The organism is Micromonospora sp. WMMD812, assembly GCF_027497215.1.
GTDB lineage: Bacteria > Actinomycetota > Actinomycetes > Mycobacteriales > Micromonosporaceae > Micromonospora.
This window is the reverse complement of record NZ_CP114904.1, coordinates 5,793,280-5,811,370: the sequence shown is the minus strand read 5'-3', so window position 1 is coordinate 5,811,370 and position 18,091 is coordinate 5,793,280. Positions and strand designations below refer to the sequence as shown.

General features: G+C 71.4%; 18 protein-coding genes. 7 read left to right on the top strand and 11 right to left on the bottom strand.

The features are described from left to right. Positions 1–74: 74 nt before the first annotated feature. Positions 75–497, bottom strand: coding sequence for an FHA domain-containing protein (locus O7603_RS26915; protein WP_281572533.1), 423 nt, complete (start codon positions 495–497; stop codon positions 75–77). Positions 498–751: 254 nt separating this feature from the next. Between O7603_RS26915 and O7603_RS26910 the strand changes: the two genes are divergently transcribed. Then, positions 752–2,248, top strand: coding sequence for an aldehyde dehydrogenase family protein (locus O7603_RS26910; RefSeq protein ID WP_281572532.1), 1,497 nt, complete (start codon positions 752–754; stop codon positions 2,246–2,248). Between the two features lie 9 nt (positions 2,249–2,257). On the opposite strand, the gene nucS is transcribed toward O7603_RS26910, so the two are convergent. Beyond that, positions 2,258–2,917: an endonuclease NucS gene (gene nucS, locus O7603_RS26905; RefSeq protein WP_281572531.1), complete on the bottom strand. Its 660-nt coding sequence runs from the start codon at positions 2,915–2,917 to the stop codon at positions 2,258–2,260. Between the two features lie 71 nt (positions 2,918–2,988). On the opposite strand from nucS, the gene O7603_RS26900 reads away from it, so the two are divergent. Beyond that, positions 2,989–3,606 carry a DUF4126 domain-containing protein gene (locus O7603_RS26900; RefSeq protein ID WP_281572530.1) on the top strand — a complete coding sequence of 206 codons (618 nt, stop codon included), beginning with the start codon at positions 2,989–2,991 and terminating at the stop codon, positions 3,604–3,606. A gap of 70 nt (positions 3,607–3,676) precedes the next feature. On the opposite strand, the gene O7603_RS26895 is transcribed toward O7603_RS26900, so the two are convergent. Next, positions 3,677–4,261 (bottom strand): hypothetical protein, encoded by a 585-nt coding sequence (locus tag O7603_RS26895; RefSeq protein WP_281572529.1) that lies wholly within the window; start codon positions 4,259–4,261, stop codon positions 3,677–3,679. A gap of 638 nt (positions 4,262–4,899) precedes the next feature. Here O7603_RS26895 and O7603_RS26890 point away from each other — a divergent pair. Further along, on the top strand, positions 4,900–5,910 hold the full coding sequence (locus tag O7603_RS26890) for a polysaccharide deacetylase family protein (RefSeq protein WP_281572528.1): 1,011 nt from the start codon (positions 4,900–4,902) through the stop codon (positions 5,908–5,910). Between the two features lie 108 nt (positions 5,911–6,018). Further along, complete coding sequence (locus O7603_RS26885) at positions 6,019–6,315, top strand: DUF1540 domain-containing protein (protein ID WP_281572527.1); 297 nt, start codon at positions 6,019–6,021, stop codon at positions 6,313–6,315. Between the two features lie 69 nt (positions 6,316–6,384). Here O7603_RS26885 and O7603_RS26880 read toward each other — a convergent pair whose 3' ends face one another. Beyond that, the gene (locus tag O7603_RS26880; RefSeq protein WP_281572526.1) at positions 6,385–8,391 is read right to left on the bottom strand and encodes a protein meaA; all 2,007 of its coding nucleotides are present in this window, start codon (positions 8,389–8,391) and stop codon (positions 6,385–6,387) included. Between the two features lie 151 nt (positions 8,392–8,542). Here O7603_RS26880 and O7603_RS26875 point away from each other — a divergent pair, with 151 nt between their 5' ends. Continuing rightward, positions 8,543–9,391: an ABC transporter ATP-binding protein gene (locus O7603_RS26875; RefSeq protein ID WP_281572525.1), complete on the top strand. Its 849-nt coding sequence runs from the start codon at positions 8,543–8,545 to the stop codon at positions 9,389–9,391. Beyond that, on the top strand, positions 9,388–10,230 hold the full coding sequence (locus O7603_RS26870) for an ABC transporter permease (protein WP_281572524.1): 843 nt from the start codon (positions 9,388–9,390) through the stop codon (positions 10,228–10,230). The genes O7603_RS26875 and O7603_RS26870 overlap by 4 nt, the downstream gene beginning before the upstream one ends. Before the next feature lie 60 nt (positions 10,231–10,290). Here the strand turns inward: O7603_RS26870 and O7603_RS26865 are convergent, their stop codons facing one another. Then, positions 10,291–11,139 carry a 3-hydroxyacyl-CoA dehydrogenase family protein gene (locus O7603_RS26865; protein ID WP_281572523.1) on the bottom strand — a complete coding sequence of 283 codons (849 nt, stop codon included), beginning with the start codon at positions 11,137–11,139 and terminating at the stop codon, positions 10,291–10,293. Between the two features lie 79 nt (positions 11,140–11,218). Further along, complete coding sequence (murA, locus tag O7603_RS26860; protein WP_281572522.1) at positions 11,219–12,658, bottom strand: UDP-N-acetylglucosamine 1-carboxyvinyltransferase; 1,440 nt, start codon at positions 12,656–12,658, stop codon at positions 11,219–11,221. Between murA and O7603_RS26855 the strand changes: the two genes are divergently transcribed. Continuing rightward, entirely contained in the window at positions 12,657–13,229 is a 573-nt protein-coding gene (locus O7603_RS26855; RefSeq protein ID WP_281572521.1) for a cob(I)yrinic acid a,c-diamide adenosyltransferase, read from the top strand. The genes murA and O7603_RS26855 overlap by 2 nt on opposite strands. Positions 13,230–13,529: 300 nt before the next feature. Here the strand turns inward: O7603_RS26855 and O7603_RS26845 are convergent, their stop codons facing one another. From O7603_RS26845 to O7603_RS26825, 5 genes are all read right to left on the bottom strand, one after another. Next, the gene (locus O7603_RS26845) at positions 13,530–13,985 is read right to left on the bottom strand and encodes a DUF2550 domain-containing protein (protein ID WP_281572520.1); all 456 of its coding nucleotides are present in this window, start codon (positions 13,983–13,985) and stop codon (positions 13,530–13,532) included. Between the two features lie 12 nt (positions 13,986–13,997). Beyond that, a complete protein-coding gene (locus O7603_RS26840; RefSeq protein ID WP_281572519.1) occupies positions 13,998–14,282 on the bottom strand; it encodes a F0F1 ATP synthase subunit epsilon in 285 nt (94 codons plus the stop codon). An 89-nt stretch (positions 14,283–14,371) separates the two neighbouring features. After that, the gene (locus tag O7603_RS26835; RefSeq protein WP_281572518.1) at positions 14,372–15,514 is read right to left on the bottom strand and encodes an LCP family protein; all 1,143 of its coding nucleotides are present in this window, start codon (positions 15,512–15,514) and stop codon (positions 14,372–14,374) included. 211 nt (positions 15,515–15,725) lie between these two features. Beyond that, a complete protein-coding gene (atpD, locus tag O7603_RS26830; protein ID WP_281572517.1) occupies positions 15,726–17,162 on the bottom strand; it encodes a F0F1 ATP synthase subunit beta in 1,437 nt (478 codons plus the stop codon). Then, positions 17,162–18,091: a F0F1 ATP synthase subunit gamma gene (locus tag O7603_RS26825; protein WP_281572516.1), complete on the bottom strand. Its 930-nt coding sequence runs from the start codon at positions 18,089–18,091 to the stop codon at positions 17,162–17,164. Before O7603_RS26825 ends, atpD begins: the two co-directional genes overlap by 1 nt.

The following is an 18,091-nucleotide window of genomic DNA, read 5'->3' as shown; positions in this document are numbered from 1 at the left end:
CCGCCCGGCCCCGGTCCATGTGGCCGGCCCCCACCCGGCGCCGCCGGACGGTGTGGTCGACGGCCGCTACGGGCTCAGCGCACCGCGGAGGGCGGCGTCTTCAGCGGCACCGGCAGTGGCAGCGTCGGCCGGTAGTCCTGCCGGGGCGGGCCGAAGCTGAGCCCGACCGGGTCGGTGCGCGCCACGCCCGGGTCGAAGAAGCGCAGCTCGGTGCGGCCGATCCGGATCACGTCGCCGTCGGCGAGCTGTTCCACCCCGGTGATCCGCCGGTCGTTGAGCCAGGTGCCGTTCGTCGAGCCGATGTCCCGCAGCGACGCTCCCTCGGGAGCCAGCCAGACCTCGGCGTGCCGCCGGCTCAGATGCGGGTCGTGGACGACCACGTCGACCGTCGGCGCCCTGCCGATGACCTGTGGCGACGCGCGAAGCCGGAAGCTTGCCCCACGCATCGGACCACCGGCGACCGACAACAACGGCAGCAGTTCGGGACGCTCCTCCATGGACCCCTCAGCCTCCACCCCAGACCGTTACCCCGCGCGTCAGCCTGCCATCAGACGGTAGTGGCTCTCCACCGCCACGCGGACACCTCGCATCCCCGGCCGGGCAGCGTCCGACCCCCGTTCGGGCGGCCCTCCTGGTCCGGTCCATCGTCCCGCCGACACCGCCCGGGGGACGCGGGGCGCGCCGCGCGGAAACGACATTCCGGCCGCTCACCGACCTACCAGCGAGTAATGTTCGGGTCTAGACTTCGGCCATGACGGCTGTGCATGTCCCGGGCGCCCCGATCGTCACCGACGGCGTGCTGGTCTCCACCAGCCCGGCCACCGGCGCCGAGGCCGGGCGGTTCCCGGTCGCCACCCCCGCCGAGGTCGCGTCGGCGGTCGAGCGCGCCCGCGCCGCCGGGGAGTGGTGGGCCGCGCTGGGCTTCGCCGGCCGTCGGGAACGCCTGCTGCGCTGGCGGGCCCTGCTCGCCCGACGCATCGAGCAGCTCGCCGAGCTGGTGCACCTCGAGGGCGGCAAGCCGGTCGGCGACGCCGTCGTCGAGATCGTCACCGCGGTCGAGCACATCGACTGGGCCGCCCGCAACGCGCGCCGGGTGCTCGGCCCCCGCCGGATGCGGTCCCGGCTGATCCTCGCGGAGTTCTCCGCCCACCTGGAATACCAGCCGTACGGCGTGGTCGGCGTCATCGGCCCGTGGAACTATCCCGTCTTCACCCCGATCGGCTCCACCGCGTACGCGCTGGCGGCCGGCAACGCGGTCGTCCTCAAGCCGAGCGAGTACACGCCGGCGGTCGGGCAATGGCTGGTGGACAGCTTCGCCGAGGTGGTGCCGGAGCACCCGGTCCTCACCGCGGTGCACGGGCTCGGCGACGTGGGCGCGGCGCTCTGCCGCTCCGGGGTGGGGAAGCTCGCCTTCACCGGTTCGACGGCGACGGCAAAGAAGGTGATGGCCGCCTGCGCCGAGTCGCTGACGCCGGTTCTCCTGGAGGCGGGTGGCAAGGACGCCATGATCGTCGACGCCGACGCCGACCTGGACGCCGCCGCCGAGGCGTGCGTCTGGGGCGCGCTCACCAACGCCGGGCAGACCTGCATCGGCATCGAGCGCGTCTACGCGGTCGAGCCGGTCTTCGACGCCTTCGTCGAGAAGGTGGTCGCCCGGGCCGGCCGGCTGACCGTCGGCCCGGAGGGCGCCGACATCGGCCCCATCACCATGCCGACCCAGGTCGACGTCATCCGCCGGCACATCGACGACGCGCTGGCCCGGGGCGGCCGGGCGGTGCTGGGCGGCGCCGACGCGGTGCAGCCGCCGTACGTGCGCCCGACGGTGCTGGTCGACGTCCCGGAGGACTCGGCCGCCGTCCGCGAGGAGACGTTCGGCCCGACCCTGACCATCAACCGGGTCCGCGACGCCGACGAGGCGGTCACCCGGGCCAACGCCCTCTCGTACGGCCTGGGAGGCGCGGTCTTCGGCCGGCGCCGAGCGGTGGCGATCGCCCGGCGACTGCGCTCCGGGATGGCCGCGGTCAACTCGACCCTGACCTTCGCCGGCATGTCCACCCTGCCGTTCGGCGGCGTGGGCGAATCCGGCTTCGGCCGGATCCACGGCGAGGACGGGCTGCGCGAGTTCGGCCGGGCCAAGGCGATCACCCGCCGGCGGGCCCGCTCGTTGCTGCCGTCGATGACCTTCGAACGCACGCCGGCCGACCTGGCCCGGCTCGTCAAGGCCATCAAGATGATGTACGGCAGGTGAGGCCCCGGCTCAGAACAGGGTCAGCTCGTCACGCTCGATGCCGCGCAGCTTGTCGTAATCGACGACCACGCAGCGGATCCCCCGGTCGGTGGCGAGCACCCGGGCCTGCGGCTTGATCTCCTGCGCGGCGAAGACCCCGGCGACCGGGGCGAGCAGCGGATCGCGGTTCATCAGTTCGAGGTAACGGGTGAGCTGCTCCACTCCGTCGATCTCGCCACGCCGCTTCACCTCCACGGCGACCGCGCGGGATTCGGCGTCCCGGCAGAGCAGGTCCACCGGGCCGATGGCGGTCATGTACTCGCGCCGGACCAGGGTGTAGCCCTCGCCGAGGGTCTCCGGGTTGGCGGCCAGCAACTCCTGGAGGTGCGCCTCCACCCCGTCCTTGCGCAGGCCCGGGTCGACACCCAGCTCGTACGACGTGTCCTGGAAGATCTCCTCCAGGGTGATCCGCAGCTCCTCGCCGGCCTTGTTGACCACCCGCCACACCCCGGGCGCCTCCTCCAGCCGGCAGGGCGGGCTCATCCAGTTCAGCGGCTTGTACGCCCGGTCGTCGGCATGGATGGAGACCGAGCCGTCCGCCTTGACCATGAGCAGCCGGGTGGCCGGCGGCAGGTGGGCCGAGAGCCGTCCGACGTAGTCCACCGAGCACTTCGCAATCACCAACCGCACCCGACGAGGGTAGCGGAGGAGCCGGCCGGCGCCACCGAGCGGCACTGGCGCGCCGGTGGGATGCTGAGATCGTGTTCGAAGTCCTCACCGGAACCGGTCTCGCCGCTTCGGCGGGTCTGAACGCCTACATCCCTCTGCTCACCATGGGTCTGCTCGCCCGCTACACCGACCTGATCGACCTGCCCAGCGGCTGGGCCTGGCTCGGCAACGGCTGGGTCATGATCATCCTGGCGGGGCTGCTCGCCGTCGAGGTGGTCGCCGACAAGGTGCCGGTGGTCGACCACGTGAACGACGTCGTGCAGACCGTGGTCCGCCCGACCGCTGGTGGCCTGGCCTTCGGCGCCGGGTCGTCCACGGAGACGGTGACGGTGAGTGACCCAGGCAGCTTCTTCTCGTCCCACCAGTGGGTGCCGGTGGCGACCGGCGTGCTCATCGCGTTCGGCGTGCACCTGCTGAAGTCCGCCGCCCGTCCGGTCATCAACGCGACCACCGCGGGCGTCGGCGCACCGGTGGCCAGCACGGCCGAGGACGCCACCAGTGTGGTGATGTCGGTGGTCGCGCTCCTGCTGCCGGTGCTGGTGCTGCTCTTCCTGGCCGGTCTGGTCGTCTTCCTCTTCTGGTTCCGGCGCCGCCGCGCCGACCGCCGCCGGGAGCGGCAGGCTGCCCGGGCGGCAGGCTTCCGGGTCTGATCCGCGAGACGCCGCTGGCCGGCACCCGGGGTGGGGTGCCGGCCAGCGGTGTTGCTCGTGTTCGGTTGGGTCAGCTGTTCCAGTACTGGGCGACGAGGTCGGCGGCCTGCTGCTCCCACTGCGCGTACGCATCCGGGTACGCCGACACCTGCACCGTCTGCGCGGCGTCGGTCAGCGGCATGTCCTGCCACCCGTCGACCTGCTTCAGACCCTTCAGGAACGCCTGGGTCGAGTACTCCGGATCAGTGATCTGCTCCGGGCTACCCCAACCCGAGCTCGGGCGCTGCTGGAACAGGCCCAGCGAGTCATGGTCGTTCATGTCACCCAGGTGACCCAGGTTCTCCAGCTTCGACTCCTGCAGGCTGGTAGCGATCGAGATCACCGCCGCCCGCTCGTCCATACCGGACTTCTTCGTCGCCGCGATGATCGCCTTCACATTCGCGACCTGCTCGTCGTCCAGATCGATGCGCGACTGCGCACCCTGCACACCGTGCGGGATCAGCTTGCCGGCATCCACCTTGTCCGACTGCACCACGGCAACCGGCGACACATCCACCGACTGCGCGTTGTGCGCCGCGATCGGACCACCGATGACACCACCGGCGAAGGCCAGACCAGCAATACCCAGCACGCTCTTCCGCATGATCGTATTCATGACGAAGCTCCTTCGGGGGTGAGTCACGCCGATGGGGGCCGGCGCGGCACGCGGAACACCAACGGCGTCCGCACAAAGGGAGGAAAGTCTGTGTCCCGGGGTCACGAACTCGGGGGTGGTCCGCACCTCGGGGTCGGCCGGGAGCAACACGCTCACCGCGACCAGGGGCTCGGCGCTCGGTTCGGCGGGGGTGCCGCACCGCGCCGGGTCCATATCCAACGACCGGCGGCCCGCCATCATTCCGGGGCCGGCCACCGCGCCGGGTCCATGCACAACGACCGGCGGCCCACCATCATTCCGGGGCTCTCACCGATCCGCGCGGCCCGGCCGGACCAACCGGCTGCGGGGCTGGTACCCCGACCGTCGCCCATGTTCAACGACCCCCGACCACCCACCATTCCGGCCCGAGGATGCCCCCGGTCACACCCCAAACCACCCAGACACCCCGGCTCGGCGGAAACCCCAGCCCCCGCGAACCGGACATCAACCCCAGATCACTCAGCCGCGCTGCGTGATCCACTCGTTGGGCCGGGCGAGAGGTCCAGCGAAACGAGGTACGTCATCTCGCGGTGCGTCACGTCGCCACGCAGCGGGGCGCGGGGCACACGCGCGACCGCGTTCGCTGAGATCATCCCCCGGTGTCCGTGAAGAACCTCCGCGTTCCCGTCGCCGCGACGCTGGTCACCCTGGCCGGCGCGGCGGCCCTGCTCAGCGGCCCGCTCCCCCGCCACGAACCGGCGAGCGCCAGCCTGGCCCGGCTGCCCGGCACGAAGGGGGCCGCGACCGGAGTCGCCGCCACGACCGGCCCGACCGGCGCAATCGGCCCGTCCGGCCCGGCCGGCACAACCGGCACAACCGGCGCCGGCCGCCCCGGCGCACCGCCCGGGCCCGGCCCTGCTCCGGCATCGGTGCCGCCGGGCGGTGACACCGGGACATCGCTGCCCGGCGGGACCCGACCCGGCACACGACCACCGGTGGTGGACCACGGGCCGCGGACGGGCAACAAGGTCGCGCTCACCTTCGACGCGGACCTGACCGACGCCATGCGGCGCCAACTGCGCAGCGGCGCGGTGCGGTCGTACGCGAACCTGGCCATCATCGAGCTGCTGGAACGGCAGCGGGTGCCGGCGACCTTCTTCCTGACCGGCAAGTGGGTCGAGCAGTATCCGCAGGTGACCCGTCGGCTCGCCGGCAACCCGCGGTTCGAGTTGGCCAACCACACCTACGGGCACCTGGCCTTCACTTCGGACTGCTACCAGCTCCCCCGGATCCGGGAACAGGAGATGAACGCCGACGTGGCCCGGACGTTCGACGTGATCGCGCCGTACGGCGGTCGGCAGACCCGCTACTTCCGCTTCCCCGGGCTCTGCCACGACGAGACGGCGCTGACCGCGCTGGCCCCGCTCGGTGTCACGGTGGTGGACGGTGACGTGGTGAGTGGCGACCCGTTCGCGACGGCGTGGCGGCCGGTGGTCCGGGCGGTCCTGTCGCAGGTGCGTCCCGGCTCGGTGATCATCCTGCACGTCACCGAGGCGAACGCGCCGATGACCGACGAGGCGCTGCCGCACATCCTGGCCGGCCTGGCCGAACGGGGCCTGCAGCCGGCCCCGCTCTCCGAGGTGCTCGCGGACCCCGCGCGGGCCCGCTGACGGCGGGGCAAAGCCCCGGCCCCGCTGGGCTGACGCGGTGGCCGATCGGGACCACCGATCTCCACCGTACGCCTAAAATCGGGGCAAAAGCCCTTTCTGGAGGTCGGCATGACCGCTGCGATGCAGATGCCCCGCGTCGAAGAGTGCGTCGTCTCGGCGTGCGCGTACAACCACACCGGCGACTGCCACGCGTTCGCCATCACCATCGGCAGCGTGGACCACGCGCACTGCCACACGTTTGTCGAGCTGCCGGTCCGCGCTGGGGTGGCCGACCTGATCGCCCAGGTCGGCGCCTGCCAACGGGGCGACTGCCGGCACAACGAGCAGTTGGAGTGCCACGCCCCGGCGATCCGGGTCGGCCCGGACAACGACATGGCCGACTGCATGACCTACGACGAGCGCTGAGCCGCCGGACCGCACCGGCGAGCCGCGGCCGCGCGTGGCCAGCCGCCCGACGAAGAGCCGCCGCTCGTGTCACGCCAGGTCGTTGGCCTCCCGGATCACCGTGACCAGTTCGTCGACGATGCCGGTGAGCGCGAAGTCCTTCGGGGTGAAGACGCGGGCCACACCGGCGGCGCGGAGCTGCGCGGCGTCGCCGGCCGGAATGATGCCGCCGACCACCACCGGCAGGTCGGCCCGGCCGGCGGCACGCAGCCCGTCGAGCACCGCCGGCACCGCCGCGAGGTGCGAGCCGGAGAGCACGGAGAGCCCGACCAGGTCGACGTCCTCCTCCACCGCTGCCGCGACGATCTGCCCGGCGGTCAGCCGGATGCCCTGGTAGACCACCTCGAAGCCGGCGTCCCGGGCGCGCACCGCGATCTGCTCGGCGCCGTTGGTGTGCCCGTCCAGGCCCGGCTTGCCGACCAGCAGCCGCAGCCGGCCGGTGCCCAGCTCACGGGCCGTGGCGGTGACCCGGTCCCGGACGCCGGCCAGCCCGGCGTCCCCGCCCGCGCCGGCGGCGCCGGACAGCCCGGTCGGCGCCCGGTACTCGCCGAAGACCTGGCGCAGCGCGCCCGCCCACTCGCCGGTGGTCACCCCGGCCCGCACGCACTCCAGCGTCGCCGGCATCAGGTTCGCCGTGGTCGCCGCGTCGGCCCGGAGCCGCGTCAGCGCCGCGTCGACCGCCGGGCCGTCCCGGCCGGCCCGCCACTCGCGTACGGCCGCCACGGCCGACGCCTCCACCGCGGGATCGACCTGCTCGACGGCCTCGGCGCCGGCCGCGGTCAGCGGCGAGGGCTCGGTCTCGGTGAACCGGTTGACGCCGACCACCACGTCGGCGCCGGCCTCCATCCGGCGGCGCCGCTCGGCGAGCGAGGCGACCAGTGCGCTCTTGAGGTAGCCGGCCTCCACGGCGCCGACCACGCCGCCCATCTCCAGCACCGTGTCCAGCTCATCCCGGGCCCCCGCGACGATCTCGTCGACCAGCGCGGTCATCACGTGCGAGCCGGCGAAGAGGTCGGGGTACTCCAGCAGGTCCGACTCGTACGCGAGCACCTGCTGCATCCGCAACGACCACTGCTGGTCCCAGGGCCGGGGCAGGCCGAGCGCCTCGTTCCAGGCGGGCAGCTGGACCGCGCGGGCCCGGGCGTCCCGGGACAGGGTCACACCCAGCATCTCCAGCACGATGCGCTGGATGTTGTTCTCCGGCTGCGCCTCGGTGAGGCCCAGCGAGTTGACCTGCACGCCGTAGCGGAACCGGCGCTGCTTCGGGTCGGTCACGCCGTACCGGTCCCGGGTGATCTCGTCCCAGAGCGCCCCGAAGGCGCGCATCTTGGCGATCTCCTCGACGAAGCGCACCCCGGCGTTGACGAAGAACGAGATCCGCTGCACCACGTCGCCCATCCGCTCGGCCGGCACCTGGCCGGAGTCGCGTACGGCGTCGAGCACGGCGACCGCGGTGGCCAGCGCGAAGCCGACCTCCTGCACCGGTGTCGCGCCCGCCTCCTGGAGGTGGTACGAGCAGATGTTGACCGGGTTCCACTTCGGCATCGCGGTCAGCGTGTGCGCGATGACGTCGGCGGTCAGCCGCAGCGACGCCGCCGGCGGGAAGATGTACGTCCCCCGGGACAGGTACTCCTTGATGATGTCGTTCTGCGTGGTGCCGGCGTACCGGGCCGGCTCGGCGCCCTGCTCCGCGCCGACGGTGGCGTAGAGGGCGAGCAGCCACATCGCCGGGGCGTTGATGGTCATGGACGTGTTCATCTCGGCGAGCGGGATGCCGTCGAAGAGCGCCCGCATGTCCCCGAGGTGCGCGACCGGCACCCCGACCCGGCCCACCTCGCCGGCGGCCAGCTCGTGGTCCGGGTCGTACCCGGTCTGGGTCGGCAGATCGAAGGCGACCGAGAGGCCGGTCTGCCCCTTCGCCAGGTTGCGACGGAAGAGGGCGTTGGTCGCGGCGGCCGAGCTGTGCCCGGCGTAGGTGCGCATCACCCAGGGGCGGTCGCGCTCCGGCAGCCGTCCCGGGAGGGCCTTCTCGTCCATGGCCGGAGTCTAAGTTACCGTTCAGTAAAACGGGCTGTGGAAAACCACACACGTCCATGGAGGGGACGCCCGGGTACGGACGGCACGACATGGCGGCGATCCCCACACCCCGCCGGACCGGCGTCCCCTGCCAGGTCGCACACTTGACGGCATGGAGAACGAGCTCGCGATCTCGGTACGGGGGATGCGCAAGGCGTACGGCGAGACGGTGGCGGTGGCCGACCTGGATCTCGACGTCCGGCGCGGCGAGGTGTTCGCTCTGCTCGGCCCGAACGGGGCGGGCAAGACCACCACCGTGGAGATCCTGGAGGGCTACCGGCGGCGCGACGCCGGAGAGGTCTCGGTGCTCGGCAGCGACCCGGCCAGCCCGGCCACGGACTGGCGGGCTCGGGTGGGCATCGTGCTCCAGGGCACCGGCGAATTCGACGAGCTGACCGTCGCCGAGGTGGTCCGGCACTTCGCGGGCTTCTACCCGGACGCCGACGACCCGGAGAAGGTAATCGAGCGGGTCGGGCTGTCCGGCAAGGCCCGGGCCCGGACGCACACCCTCTCCGGCGGGCAGAAGCGCCGCCTCGACGTCGCGCTGGGCATCATCGGCCGGCCCGAGCTGCTCTTCCTGGACGAGCCGACCACCGGCTTCGACCCGGAGGCGCGCCGGGAGTTCTGGGACCTGATCCGGGACCTGGCCGCCGCCGGCACCACCATCGTGCTCACCACCCACTACCTGGACGAGGCCGAGGCGCTGGCCGACCGTGTCGGCGTCATCGCCGGCGGGCGGCTGGTCGAGGTGGCCGCGCCGGACCAGCTCGGCAACCGGCGGGAGGCGCTGGCCACCGTCTCCTGGCGTACGCCGGAGGGCGCGGTGGAGAGCGCGCAGAGCGCGACGCCGACGGCGCTGGTGGCGGAGCTGGCCGCGCGCCACGGCGGCGAGGTGCCCGGCCTGACCGTGACCCGGCCGACCCTGGAAGACGTCTACCTCACGATGATCGGACACCGATGACCACCACCACGAAGCCGGCGGCCCCGGTCGCCGCCGCCCCGGCCCGCCGGGTGGGCCCGGTCGCGCTCGGCCTGCGACAGGGCCGGCTGGAGATCACCCAGTTCCTGCGCAGCCGGGAGTCCGTCGTCTTCACGATGGGCTTCCCGGTCATCATGATCCTGATCTTCGCGGCGATCTTCCGCGACGAGATCGCGCCCGGAGTGAGCTACACGCAGTACTTCATCACCGGGATGATCGCGACCGGCCTGATGACGGTCAGCTTCCAGAACCTCGGCATCTGGATCCCGATCGAGCGGGACCGGGGGGTGCTGAAGCGCTACCGGGGCACGCCGATGCCGAAGTGGGTGTACTTCGCGGGCAAGGTGCTCATGGTGGTGGCGATCGGGATCGCGGAGACCGCGCTGCTGCTCGCCGTCTCGGTCGCGTTCTTCGACCTCGACCTGCCGGGCCTCGTCGGATGGCTCACCTTCGGCTGGGTCGCCGCGCTCGGCGTGACCGCCTGCACGCTCTGCGGCATCGCCATCTCGTCGCTGGCCCGCACCGCGCGCAGCGGCTCGGCGGTGGTCACCCCGGTGGCGCTCGTGCTCCAGTTCATCTCCGGCGTGTTCTTCGTCTTCACCGAGCTGCCGAGCTGGATGCAGCAGGTGGCCGCGCTCTTCCCGCTCAAGTGGATGTGCCAGGGGCTGCGCTCGGTCTTCCTGCCGGAGAGCTTCGGCGGCCAGGAGCCGGGCGGTTCGTTCGAGCTGGGCCGGGTCGCCCTGGTCCTCGGCGCCTGGTGCGTGATCGGCCTGGTCCTCTGCCTCACCACGTTCCGCTGGACGACGCGCCGGGACGGCTGAGCGGCCGTCCCGTCCGCACGACGCGGACGGGCGGGCGCCGGAGCGCCCGCCCGACGCGACTCAGTACGTGTAGAAGCCCTTGCCGCTCTTGCGGCCCAGGTCACCGGCGGTGACCATGCGCTGGAGCAGCTCCGGCGGGAAGAACTTCTCGTCCGCCGTGTCGGTGTAGATGTTCTTCGCGGCGTGCAGCAGCACGTCGACCCCGGTCAGGTCGGTGGTGGCCAGCGGGCCCATGGCGTGGCCGAAGCCAAGCCGGCACGCGGTGTCCAGGTCCTCGGCCGAGACCACGCCGGACTCGACCAGCTTGACCGCCTCGACCACGAGGGCGGCGATGAGCCGGGTGGTGACGAAACCGGCGATGTCCCGGTTGACCACGACCACCGTCTTGCCGATCTCCTCGGCGAACGCCCGGACGGTGGCCAGCGTGGCGTCGCTGGTCTTGTAGCCCCGCACCAGCTCGCAGAGCTTCATCATCGGCACCGGCGAGAAGAAGTGCGTGCCGACCACCGACTCGGGGCGCTCGGTGACCGCGGCGATCTGGGTCACCGGGATGGCGGAGGTGTTGGTGGCGAGGATCGCGTCCGACTTGCAGATCTTGTCCAGCGCGCGGAACACCTCGTGCTTGATCTCCAGCCGCTCGAAGACCGCCTCGACCACGATGTCCGCGTCGGCGGCGGCCTCCAGGTCGGTGGTCGGGGTGATGCGACCCAGCGTCGCCTCGACGTCGGCCGCCGCGATCTTCCCCTTCTCGGCGAACTTCTCCAGCGACCTCCGGATGCCGTCGACGCCCCGGGTGGTGGCCGCGTCGTCCAGGTCCCGCAGCGTCACGTGCCAGCCCGCCTGCGCCGCCACCTGGGCGATCCCGGAGCCCATCAGCCCCGCCCCGACGACCGCGAGTCGACCCGCCATCTGCTTCTCCCTCGCCTGTTTGAGTGTCTGCCAGCACCCTAGTCGGCGAGCCTGAACGAATGCTAAGCCGTCTCGGCGGTCAGATGGTGAGGTCCGGCTCCTCGGGAGCGGTGCCGCGCTCGACCGCCACCCCCAGCGCCCGCAGGTCGGCCACGAAGTCCGGGTAGCCGCGGTCCACGTGGTGCACGTGGGAGACCTCGGTGACGCCGTCCGCGCAGAGCCCCGCGATGATCAGGCCGGCCCCCGCCCGGATGTCGGTGGCGCGCACCGGCGCGCCCGACAGCCGGTCATGGCCGCGTACCACCGCGTGGTGCCCGTCGGTCTTGATGTCCGCGCCGAGCCGCATCATCTCGTTGGCGAACATGAACCGGCCGTCGAAGATGTTCTCGGTGATCAGGGAGGCGCCGTCGCTGACCGCGGCCAGCCCGATCGCCATCGGCAGCAGGTCCGTGGCGAAGCCGGGAAAGGGCAGGGTCACCACGTCCACCGCGACGGGCCGCTCGTCCATCCGGATCCGAAAGGCGTCCGCCCGGGTCTCCACCAGCCCGCCGGCCGCGACCAGCTTGTCCAGCGCCACCTCCAGGAAGGCCGGATCCGCCCCGGTGACCGTCACGTCGCCCCGGGTCATCGCGGCGCCGAAGGCCCAGGTGCCGGCGACGATCCGGTCCCCCACCGTGGCGTGCCGAACGGGCCGCAGCTCGGGCACCCCCTCGATGTGCAGGGTGGAGGTGCCGGCGCCGGAGATCTGTGCGCCCATCTGCTGGAGCATCGTGCAGATGTCGACGATCTCCGGTTCCCGGGCCGCGTTGTCGATCACCGTGGCGCCGCGGGCCAGCACCGCCGCCATCACCAGGTTCTCGGTCGCACCCACACTCGGGAAGTCCAGCATGATCTCCGCGCCGTGCAGGCCCCGCGGCGCGGACGCGATGACGAACCCGTGCTCGCCGGAGATCTCCGCACCCATCCGGGTGAGGCCGGAGATGTGCATGTCCAGCCCCCGCGACCCGATGGCGTCGCCGCCCGGATGGGCCACCCGCACGTAGCCGCGGCGGGCCAGCAACGGCCCGAGGACGCAGATCGACGCGCGCAGCCGGCGGACCAGGTCGTAGTCGGCCTCGGCGCCCGGCTGGGCGGGCACGTCGATCGCCACCGACCGGGACCGCGCCACCCCGCCGCGGGCCACCATCGGGTCCACCGGGTCGTCCGGGCCGAACCGCACGTCACAGCCCAGCCGGCGCAGCACCTCGCCCATGATGGCGATGTCGGTGATCCGGGGGACGTTCGTGATGACGGTGCGCCCCGGGGCGAGCAGCGCGGCGGCCATCAGCTTCAGGGCGGAGTTCTTCGCGCCGACCACATGCACCGTGCCGGCCAGCCGCGCGCCGCCGGACACCCGGATGACGTCGACGTCGCTGACCGCCGGATCGCCCGCGTCGCCCGGGCCGACCGTGGCCGGCCGGCCGGCGGCGTCCGGCCGCGCCGGGATCGTCAGGTCCGGTATCCGTAGGCTGTGCGTCATGGCCGTCCACCTCACGCGCATCTACACCAAGGCCGGCGACGCCGGCATGACCAGGCTGAACAACAACGAGCAGGTGCCGAAGACCGATCCGCGGATCGCCGCGTACGCCGACGTGGACGAGTGCAACGCGGCGATCGGCGTCGCGCTCGCCCTCGGGCAACTCGACGACGAGCTGCGGACGGTGCTTGGGTCCATCCAGAACGACCTGTTCGACGTGGGCGCCGACCTGGCGACCCCGATCGAGCCGGAGCCGAAGTATCCGCCACTGCGCGTCACCGAGGAGTACGTCGAGCGCCTCGAAGGCTGGTGCGACGAGTTCAACGCGCGCCTGAGCAAGCTCGACTCCTTCATCCTCCCCGGCGGCACCGCGGGCGCGGCCCTGCTGCACGTGGCGCGGACCATCGCCCGGCGTGCCGAGCGTGCGGCGTGGGCGCTGGTCAGCCACGACCCGGAGCGGACCAGCACTCTCCCGGCCAAGTATCTCAACCGGCTCTCTGACCTGTTGTTCATCCTGTCAAGAACGGCCAATCCGGCCGGAGATGTGCTATGGGTCCCGGGCGGGGACCGCTGACCACCGGCGCGCTGCACCACGTCGAGATCTGGGTACCCGATCTGGCCGCCGCCAGACGTAGCTGCGGGGCGGGGCTCAACCACCTCGCCTTCCACGCCGGCCCGCCGGTCGCGGTGGACCGGCTGGTCGCGGCGGCGCCGGCGTACGGCGGGACGCTGCTCTTCCCGAACTGGCACCCGCACGCCGGCGGCCCCCAGACCCATGCCGGGTACCTCACCCGACGGGCAGGGGTACGAGGTCGAACTGGTCGCCGCCACGGAGTGAGCTGGTTCCCCGCCCGGAGCGGGGAACCGGAGGCGACTAGGCGGCCGGCCAGTCCTGGGAGGCCAGACGCGGCGAGACCGCCCCGGGTGGGGCGGCCTCGAGCCAGGAGAGGAAGCCGGTGACCGTGGACCGCGCCATGGCGATCTCCACCGGAGCGTGGTGACTGGTACAGCGGAGGATGATCCAGTCGGCGGGCATGGAGAGCCGCTCCTGCCCCTCGGGCAGCCGCCGTCGTTCGACCGCCAGCCCCTTGCGGGACAGCACCCGCTTGGGTCGGACGGCGAAGCTGAACATCCGGTACCAGCGGAGCTCGTCGCCGACGAACCGCCCGAAACCGGGCGACCAGCCCCGCCCGTCAAGCAGGGTGGAGACCCGTACGCTGAGCCGGATGATGCCACCGCTGCGGGTGACGAAGGCCCGACGGACGAAGAGGATCAGGAGCGCGCCGAGAACAACGGCGATGCCGATTCCGATCCCTTCGACGATCTCCATCGACGGGTCGGCTCAGCGACTCTGCGCGGCGTCGACCGGGGTGGCGCTCTCGGCGAGGACGGTCACACCCTCGGCGCTCACCGAGAGGAAGCCGCCGGCCACCTCGTAGGAGACCTGCTCGCCGCCGGCGAGCTTGATGCGGACCTGGCCGGGCTCGGCGAGCTGGCCGAGCAGCGGCGCGTGCCCCGGCAGCACACCGAGCTCACCCTCGGTCGTGCGAGCGACCACCATCTCGGCGTCGCCGGACCAGACCTTCTCCTCGACGGCTACCAGCTCGACGTGAAGCTGCTGTGCCACGCTGTCTCCTTGCTGCGGCGGCGGGTTGGGCAAAGTCTAGTCCCGCCGCCACAGCGTCCCCAACGCGGGTGGCGAGAGGTGCGCCACGACTACTTGGTCTTGTTCACGAACTCCGGGTGTTCCAGCAGGAACGGGTCGAGCTGCTCGTTGTGCAGGGCGGCGAAGAAGTCGCTCACCCCGGCCTGGAACTGCTCGCCCTTGTACGTCTTGCCCTCGTAGACCCCGCCGCCCGGCAGCTTGATCATCTGGATGGTGTTCGGGCGGATGTTCTTCAGCGCGAGCGCGAAGTCGACCACGCTGTTGCCCCGGCCGCTGAAGATCAACGACTGCCCGGCCGCGCGGAGCACCTTGTCCAGCTTGATGGGGTTGGTCACCACGTCGGCGCTGAACGCCTGCCCCGCCATCGCCTTGACGAACTGCTGCTGGTGGCGCTGCCGGCCGTAGTCGGAGTCCGGCACGCCGTTCTTCGGGTAGCGCTGGCGCACGTAGTCCAGCGCCTGCCAGCCGCTCAGGTGCTGGTTGCCCTTCTTGTACACCGCCTGCGGCCCGACGTAGCCCCCACCGCCCGGCTTGCCCTCCCGGTGCCGGCCGCTCGGCTCGCGGTGCTCGGAGCGCACCTCCCGCTCGATGTACATGTCGACGCCGCCCATCGCGTCGACGATCTTCTGGAAGCCGGTGAAGTTGATGATCGCGCCGGCGTCGAACCGCTTGATCCCGGTCTCCTTCTGCACGGTCTTCGAGAGCAGCTCGAAGCCGCGGGCGGCATCCGGGTTCTTGCCGGGGATCTGGCTGCCGAAGGACATCGCGGCGTTGAGCTTCGTGCGCTCGCCGCGGAAGTGCGCCGGCTCGAACGGCGGGATCTCCACGTAGAGGTCGCGCGGCATGGAGAAGAGGTAGGCCCGATCCATCGAGGCCGGCACGTGCAGCACCATGATCGAGTCGGCCAGCGGCGGCGTCTCCGGGTTCCGCGGGTCGATGCCGACCAGCAGGATGTTCAGCGGGCCCTTGATGTCGCTCTTGCGCTCCTTGGCGCCGGCGGCCTGGTCGCCGAAGAGGTCGGCCTTGCCCACCGAGCCCTCGTAGCGGGCCAACAGGACCTCGGTGCCGACCAGCATCGCGCCGCTGAGCATCATCAGCACGACCCCGAAGGCGGTGCAGACCCGGGCCCACCGTGGCACACCGCGCCAGATGGACTTCTTCCGGCCGTTCTTGCCGGCCTTACCCACGAGCATCTCCGTTCGTCACGCCTGCCTATGAAGACGGCGCACGTAGCCGAAAAAGTTGCACGGATCGGCGATCAACCCGCTGAACGCGCGATGAACGGTACACTGCGGCGTCCGTTCCCGCCGCGCACCAGGAACCGGGCAGCGGCGATGATAGAGCCTGAAGATGAACAAAAGGCCGCCCCGGCAATGCCGGGGCGGCCTTTTTACTCGGGCATGATCAGCCCTTCATCAGCTCCTGCGCCTTGCGCTCCAGGTCGTCCAGACCGCCGCACATGAAGAAGGCCTGCTCGGGGAAGTGGTCGTACTCACCCTCGCTGATCTTCCGGAAGGCCTCGATGGTCTCCTTGATCGGGACCGTCGAACCCGGCACGCCGGTGAACTGCTCCGCCGCGTAGGTGTTCTGCGACAGGAAGCGCTCGATCCGGCGGGCCCGGCCGACCGTGACCTTGTCCTCCTCGGAGAGCTCCTCGATGCCGAGGATGGCGATGATGTCCTGCAGGTCCTTGTAGCGCTGCAGGATCCGCTTCACCTCGGTGGCCACCGCGAAGTGCTCCTGGCCGACGAACTCCGGGGCGAGGATCCGGGACGAGGACGCCAGCGGGTCCACGGCCGGGTAGATGCCCTTGTCGGAGATCGACCGCTCCAGGTTGGTGGTCGCGTCGAGGTGGGCGAACGTGGTGGCCGGGGCGGGGTCGGTGTAGTCGTCCGCCGGCACGTAGATCGCCTGCATCGAGGTGATGGCCTGGCCCCGGACGGAGGTGATCCGCTCCTGGAGCTCGCCCATCTCGTCGGCCAGGGTCGGCTGGTAACCCACGGCGCTCGGCATACGGCCGAGCAGGGTGGAGACCTCGGAACCGGCCTGGGTGAAGCGGAAGATGTTGTCGATGAAGAGCAGCACCTCCTGCTTCTTCACGTCGCGGAAGTACTCCGCCATCGTCAGCGCCGAGAGGGCGACCCGGAGCCGGGTGCCCGGCGGCTCGTCCATCTGGCCGTAGACCAGCGCGGTCTTGTCGATGACGCCGGACTCGGTCATCTCGGCGATGAGGTCGTTGCCCTCACGGGTGCGCTCACCCACGCCGGCGAAGACCGACGTACCACCGAAGTTACGGGCGACGCGGGTGATCATCTCCTGGATGAGCACCGTCTTGCCCACGCCGGCACCGCCGAACAGGCCGATCTTACCGCCCTTCACGTACGGGGCGAGCAGGTCGATGACCTTGATGCCGGTCTCCAGCATCTCGGTCTTCGGCTCCAGGTCCGCGAAGGCCGGGGCCTTGCGGTGGATCTGCCAGTGGTCGTCCGGCTCGAGGGTCTCGCCCTCGGTGAGGTTGAGCACCTCGCCGATCGCGTTGAACACGTGGCCCTTGACCGCGTCGCCCACCGGCACGGTGATCGGCGAGCCGGTGTCGCGCACCACCGCGCTGCGGACCAGGCCGTCGGTCGGCTGCATCGAGATGGCGCGGACCATGTTGTCACCCAGGTGCTGGGCGACCTCGAGGGTCAGCGTCTTCTCGCCGCCGGAGAGCGTCACGTCGACGTGCAGGGCGTTGAACAGGGCCGGCATGGCGTCGCGCGGGAACTCGGCGTCGACGACCGGGCCGATGACCCGGACCACGCGACCCGTGGCCGTCTTGGTCTCTACTGGTGCAGTCATCACACTTCACTTCCCGACGCGGCCAGCGCGTTCGCGCCGCCGACGATCTCGCTGATCTCCTGGGTGATCCCGGCCTGGCGGGCCGTGTTCATCTCACGCGTGTACTTCTCGATCATCTCTTCGGCGTTGTCGGTGGCGCTCTTCATCGCCCGCCGCCGGGCCGCCGACTCGCTCGCCGCCGACTCGATCAACGCCGCGTAGATCCGCGTGTTGATGTACTTGGGCAGCAGCGCGTCGAGCAGCGCCTCCGCCTCCGGCTCGAACTCGTAGGCCGGGAGCAGGCCCTCGGACCGCGGGCGGTCCTCGACCTGCATCGGCCCGATGATCTTGGCAACCGGGGTCTGGGTCATGAGCGAGTGGAACTCGGTGTAGACGATGTGCAGCTCGTCGACGCCGCGCACCCCGTCCGCCCCGGCACCGCCGTCGACGTCGTCCGCACCGGCCGAGAACGCCTTGATCAGCGTCTCGCCCACCGTACGGGCGTCGGCGAACGACGGCTGCTCGGAGAAGCCCGTCCAGTTCGCCTCGATCGGCCGGTTACGGAACCGGTAGAACGTGACTCCCTTACGCCCAACGACGTAGAGGACCGGTTCCTTCCCGTCGGCCCGGAGCCGGGCGATCAGCGACTCGGCCGTCTTGATCGCGTTGGAGCTGTAGCCGCCGGCCAGGCCACGGTCGCTGGTGACCAGCAGGACGCCCGCCCGCCGCACCCGCTCGCGCGGGGTGAGCAGCGGGTGGTCGATCCGCGCGTTGGACGCCAGCGCCGTGAGCACGCCGGTGATGGCCTGGGCGTACGGCAGGGACGCCTCGACCCGGGCCTGGGCCTTGGCGATCCGGCTCGTCGCCACGAGCTCCATCGCCTTGGTGATCTTCTTCATCGACTTGGCGGAACGGATCCGCTGACGAAGAACGCGTACCTGGGCCGCCAT

Excerpts from the sequence above, each read along its gene's own strand:
- O7603_RS26915 (WP_281572533.1), bottom strand. The coding sequence starts at position 497 with ATGGAGGAGCGTCCCGAACTGCTGCCGTTGTTGTCGGTCGCCGGTGGT.
- O7603_RS26910 (WP_281572532.1), top strand. The coding sequence starts at position 752 with ATGACGGCTGTGCATGTCCCGGGCGCCCCGATCGTCACCGACGGCGTG.
- O7603_RS26895 (WP_281572529.1), bottom strand. The coding sequence starts at position 4,261 with ATGAATACGATCATGCGGAAGAGCGTGCTGGGTATTGCTGGTCTGGCC.
- O7603_RS26885 (WP_281572527.1), top strand. The coding sequence starts at position 6,019 with ATGACCGCTGCGATGCAGATGCCCCGCGTCGAAGAGTGCGTCGTCTCG.
- O7603_RS26880 (WP_281572526.1), bottom strand. The coding sequence starts at position 8,391 with ATGGACGAGAAGGCCCTCCCGGGACGGCTGCCGGAGCGCGACCGCCCC.
- O7603_RS26875 (WP_281572525.1), top strand. The coding sequence starts at position 8,543 with ATGGAGAACGAGCTCGCGATCTCGGTACGGGGGATGCGCAAGGCGTAC.
- O7603_RS26870 (WP_281572524.1), top strand. The coding sequence starts at position 9,388 with ATGACCACCACCACGAAGCCGGCGGCCCCGGTCGCCGCCGCCCCGGCC.
- O7603_RS26865 (WP_281572523.1), bottom strand. The coding sequence starts at position 11,139 with ATGGCGGGTCGACTCGCGGTCGTCGGGGCGGGGCTGATGGGCTCCGGG.
- O7603_RS26855 (WP_281572521.1), top strand. The coding sequence starts at position 12,657 with ATGGCCGTCCACCTCACGCGCATCTACACCAAGGCCGGCGACGCCGGC.
- murA (WP_281572522.1), bottom strand. The coding sequence starts at position 12,658 with ATGACGCACAGCCTACGGATACCGGACCTGACGATCCCGGCGCGGCCG.
- O7603_RS26845 (WP_281572520.1), bottom strand. The coding sequence starts at position 13,985 with ATGGAGATCGTCGAAGGGATCGGAATCGGCATCGCCGTTGTTCTCGGC.
- O7603_RS26835 (WP_281572518.1), bottom strand. The coding sequence starts at position 15,514 with ATGCTCGTGGGTAAGGCCGGCAAGAACGGCCGGAAGAAGTCCATCTGG.
- atpD (WP_281572517.1), bottom strand. The coding sequence starts at position 17,162 with ATGACTGCACCAGTAGAGACCAAGACGGCCACGGGTCGCGTGGTCCGG.
- O7603_RS26825 (WP_281572516.1), bottom strand. The coding sequence starts at position 18,091 with ATGGCGGCCCAGGTACGCGTTCTTCGTCAGCGGATCCGTTCCGCCAAG.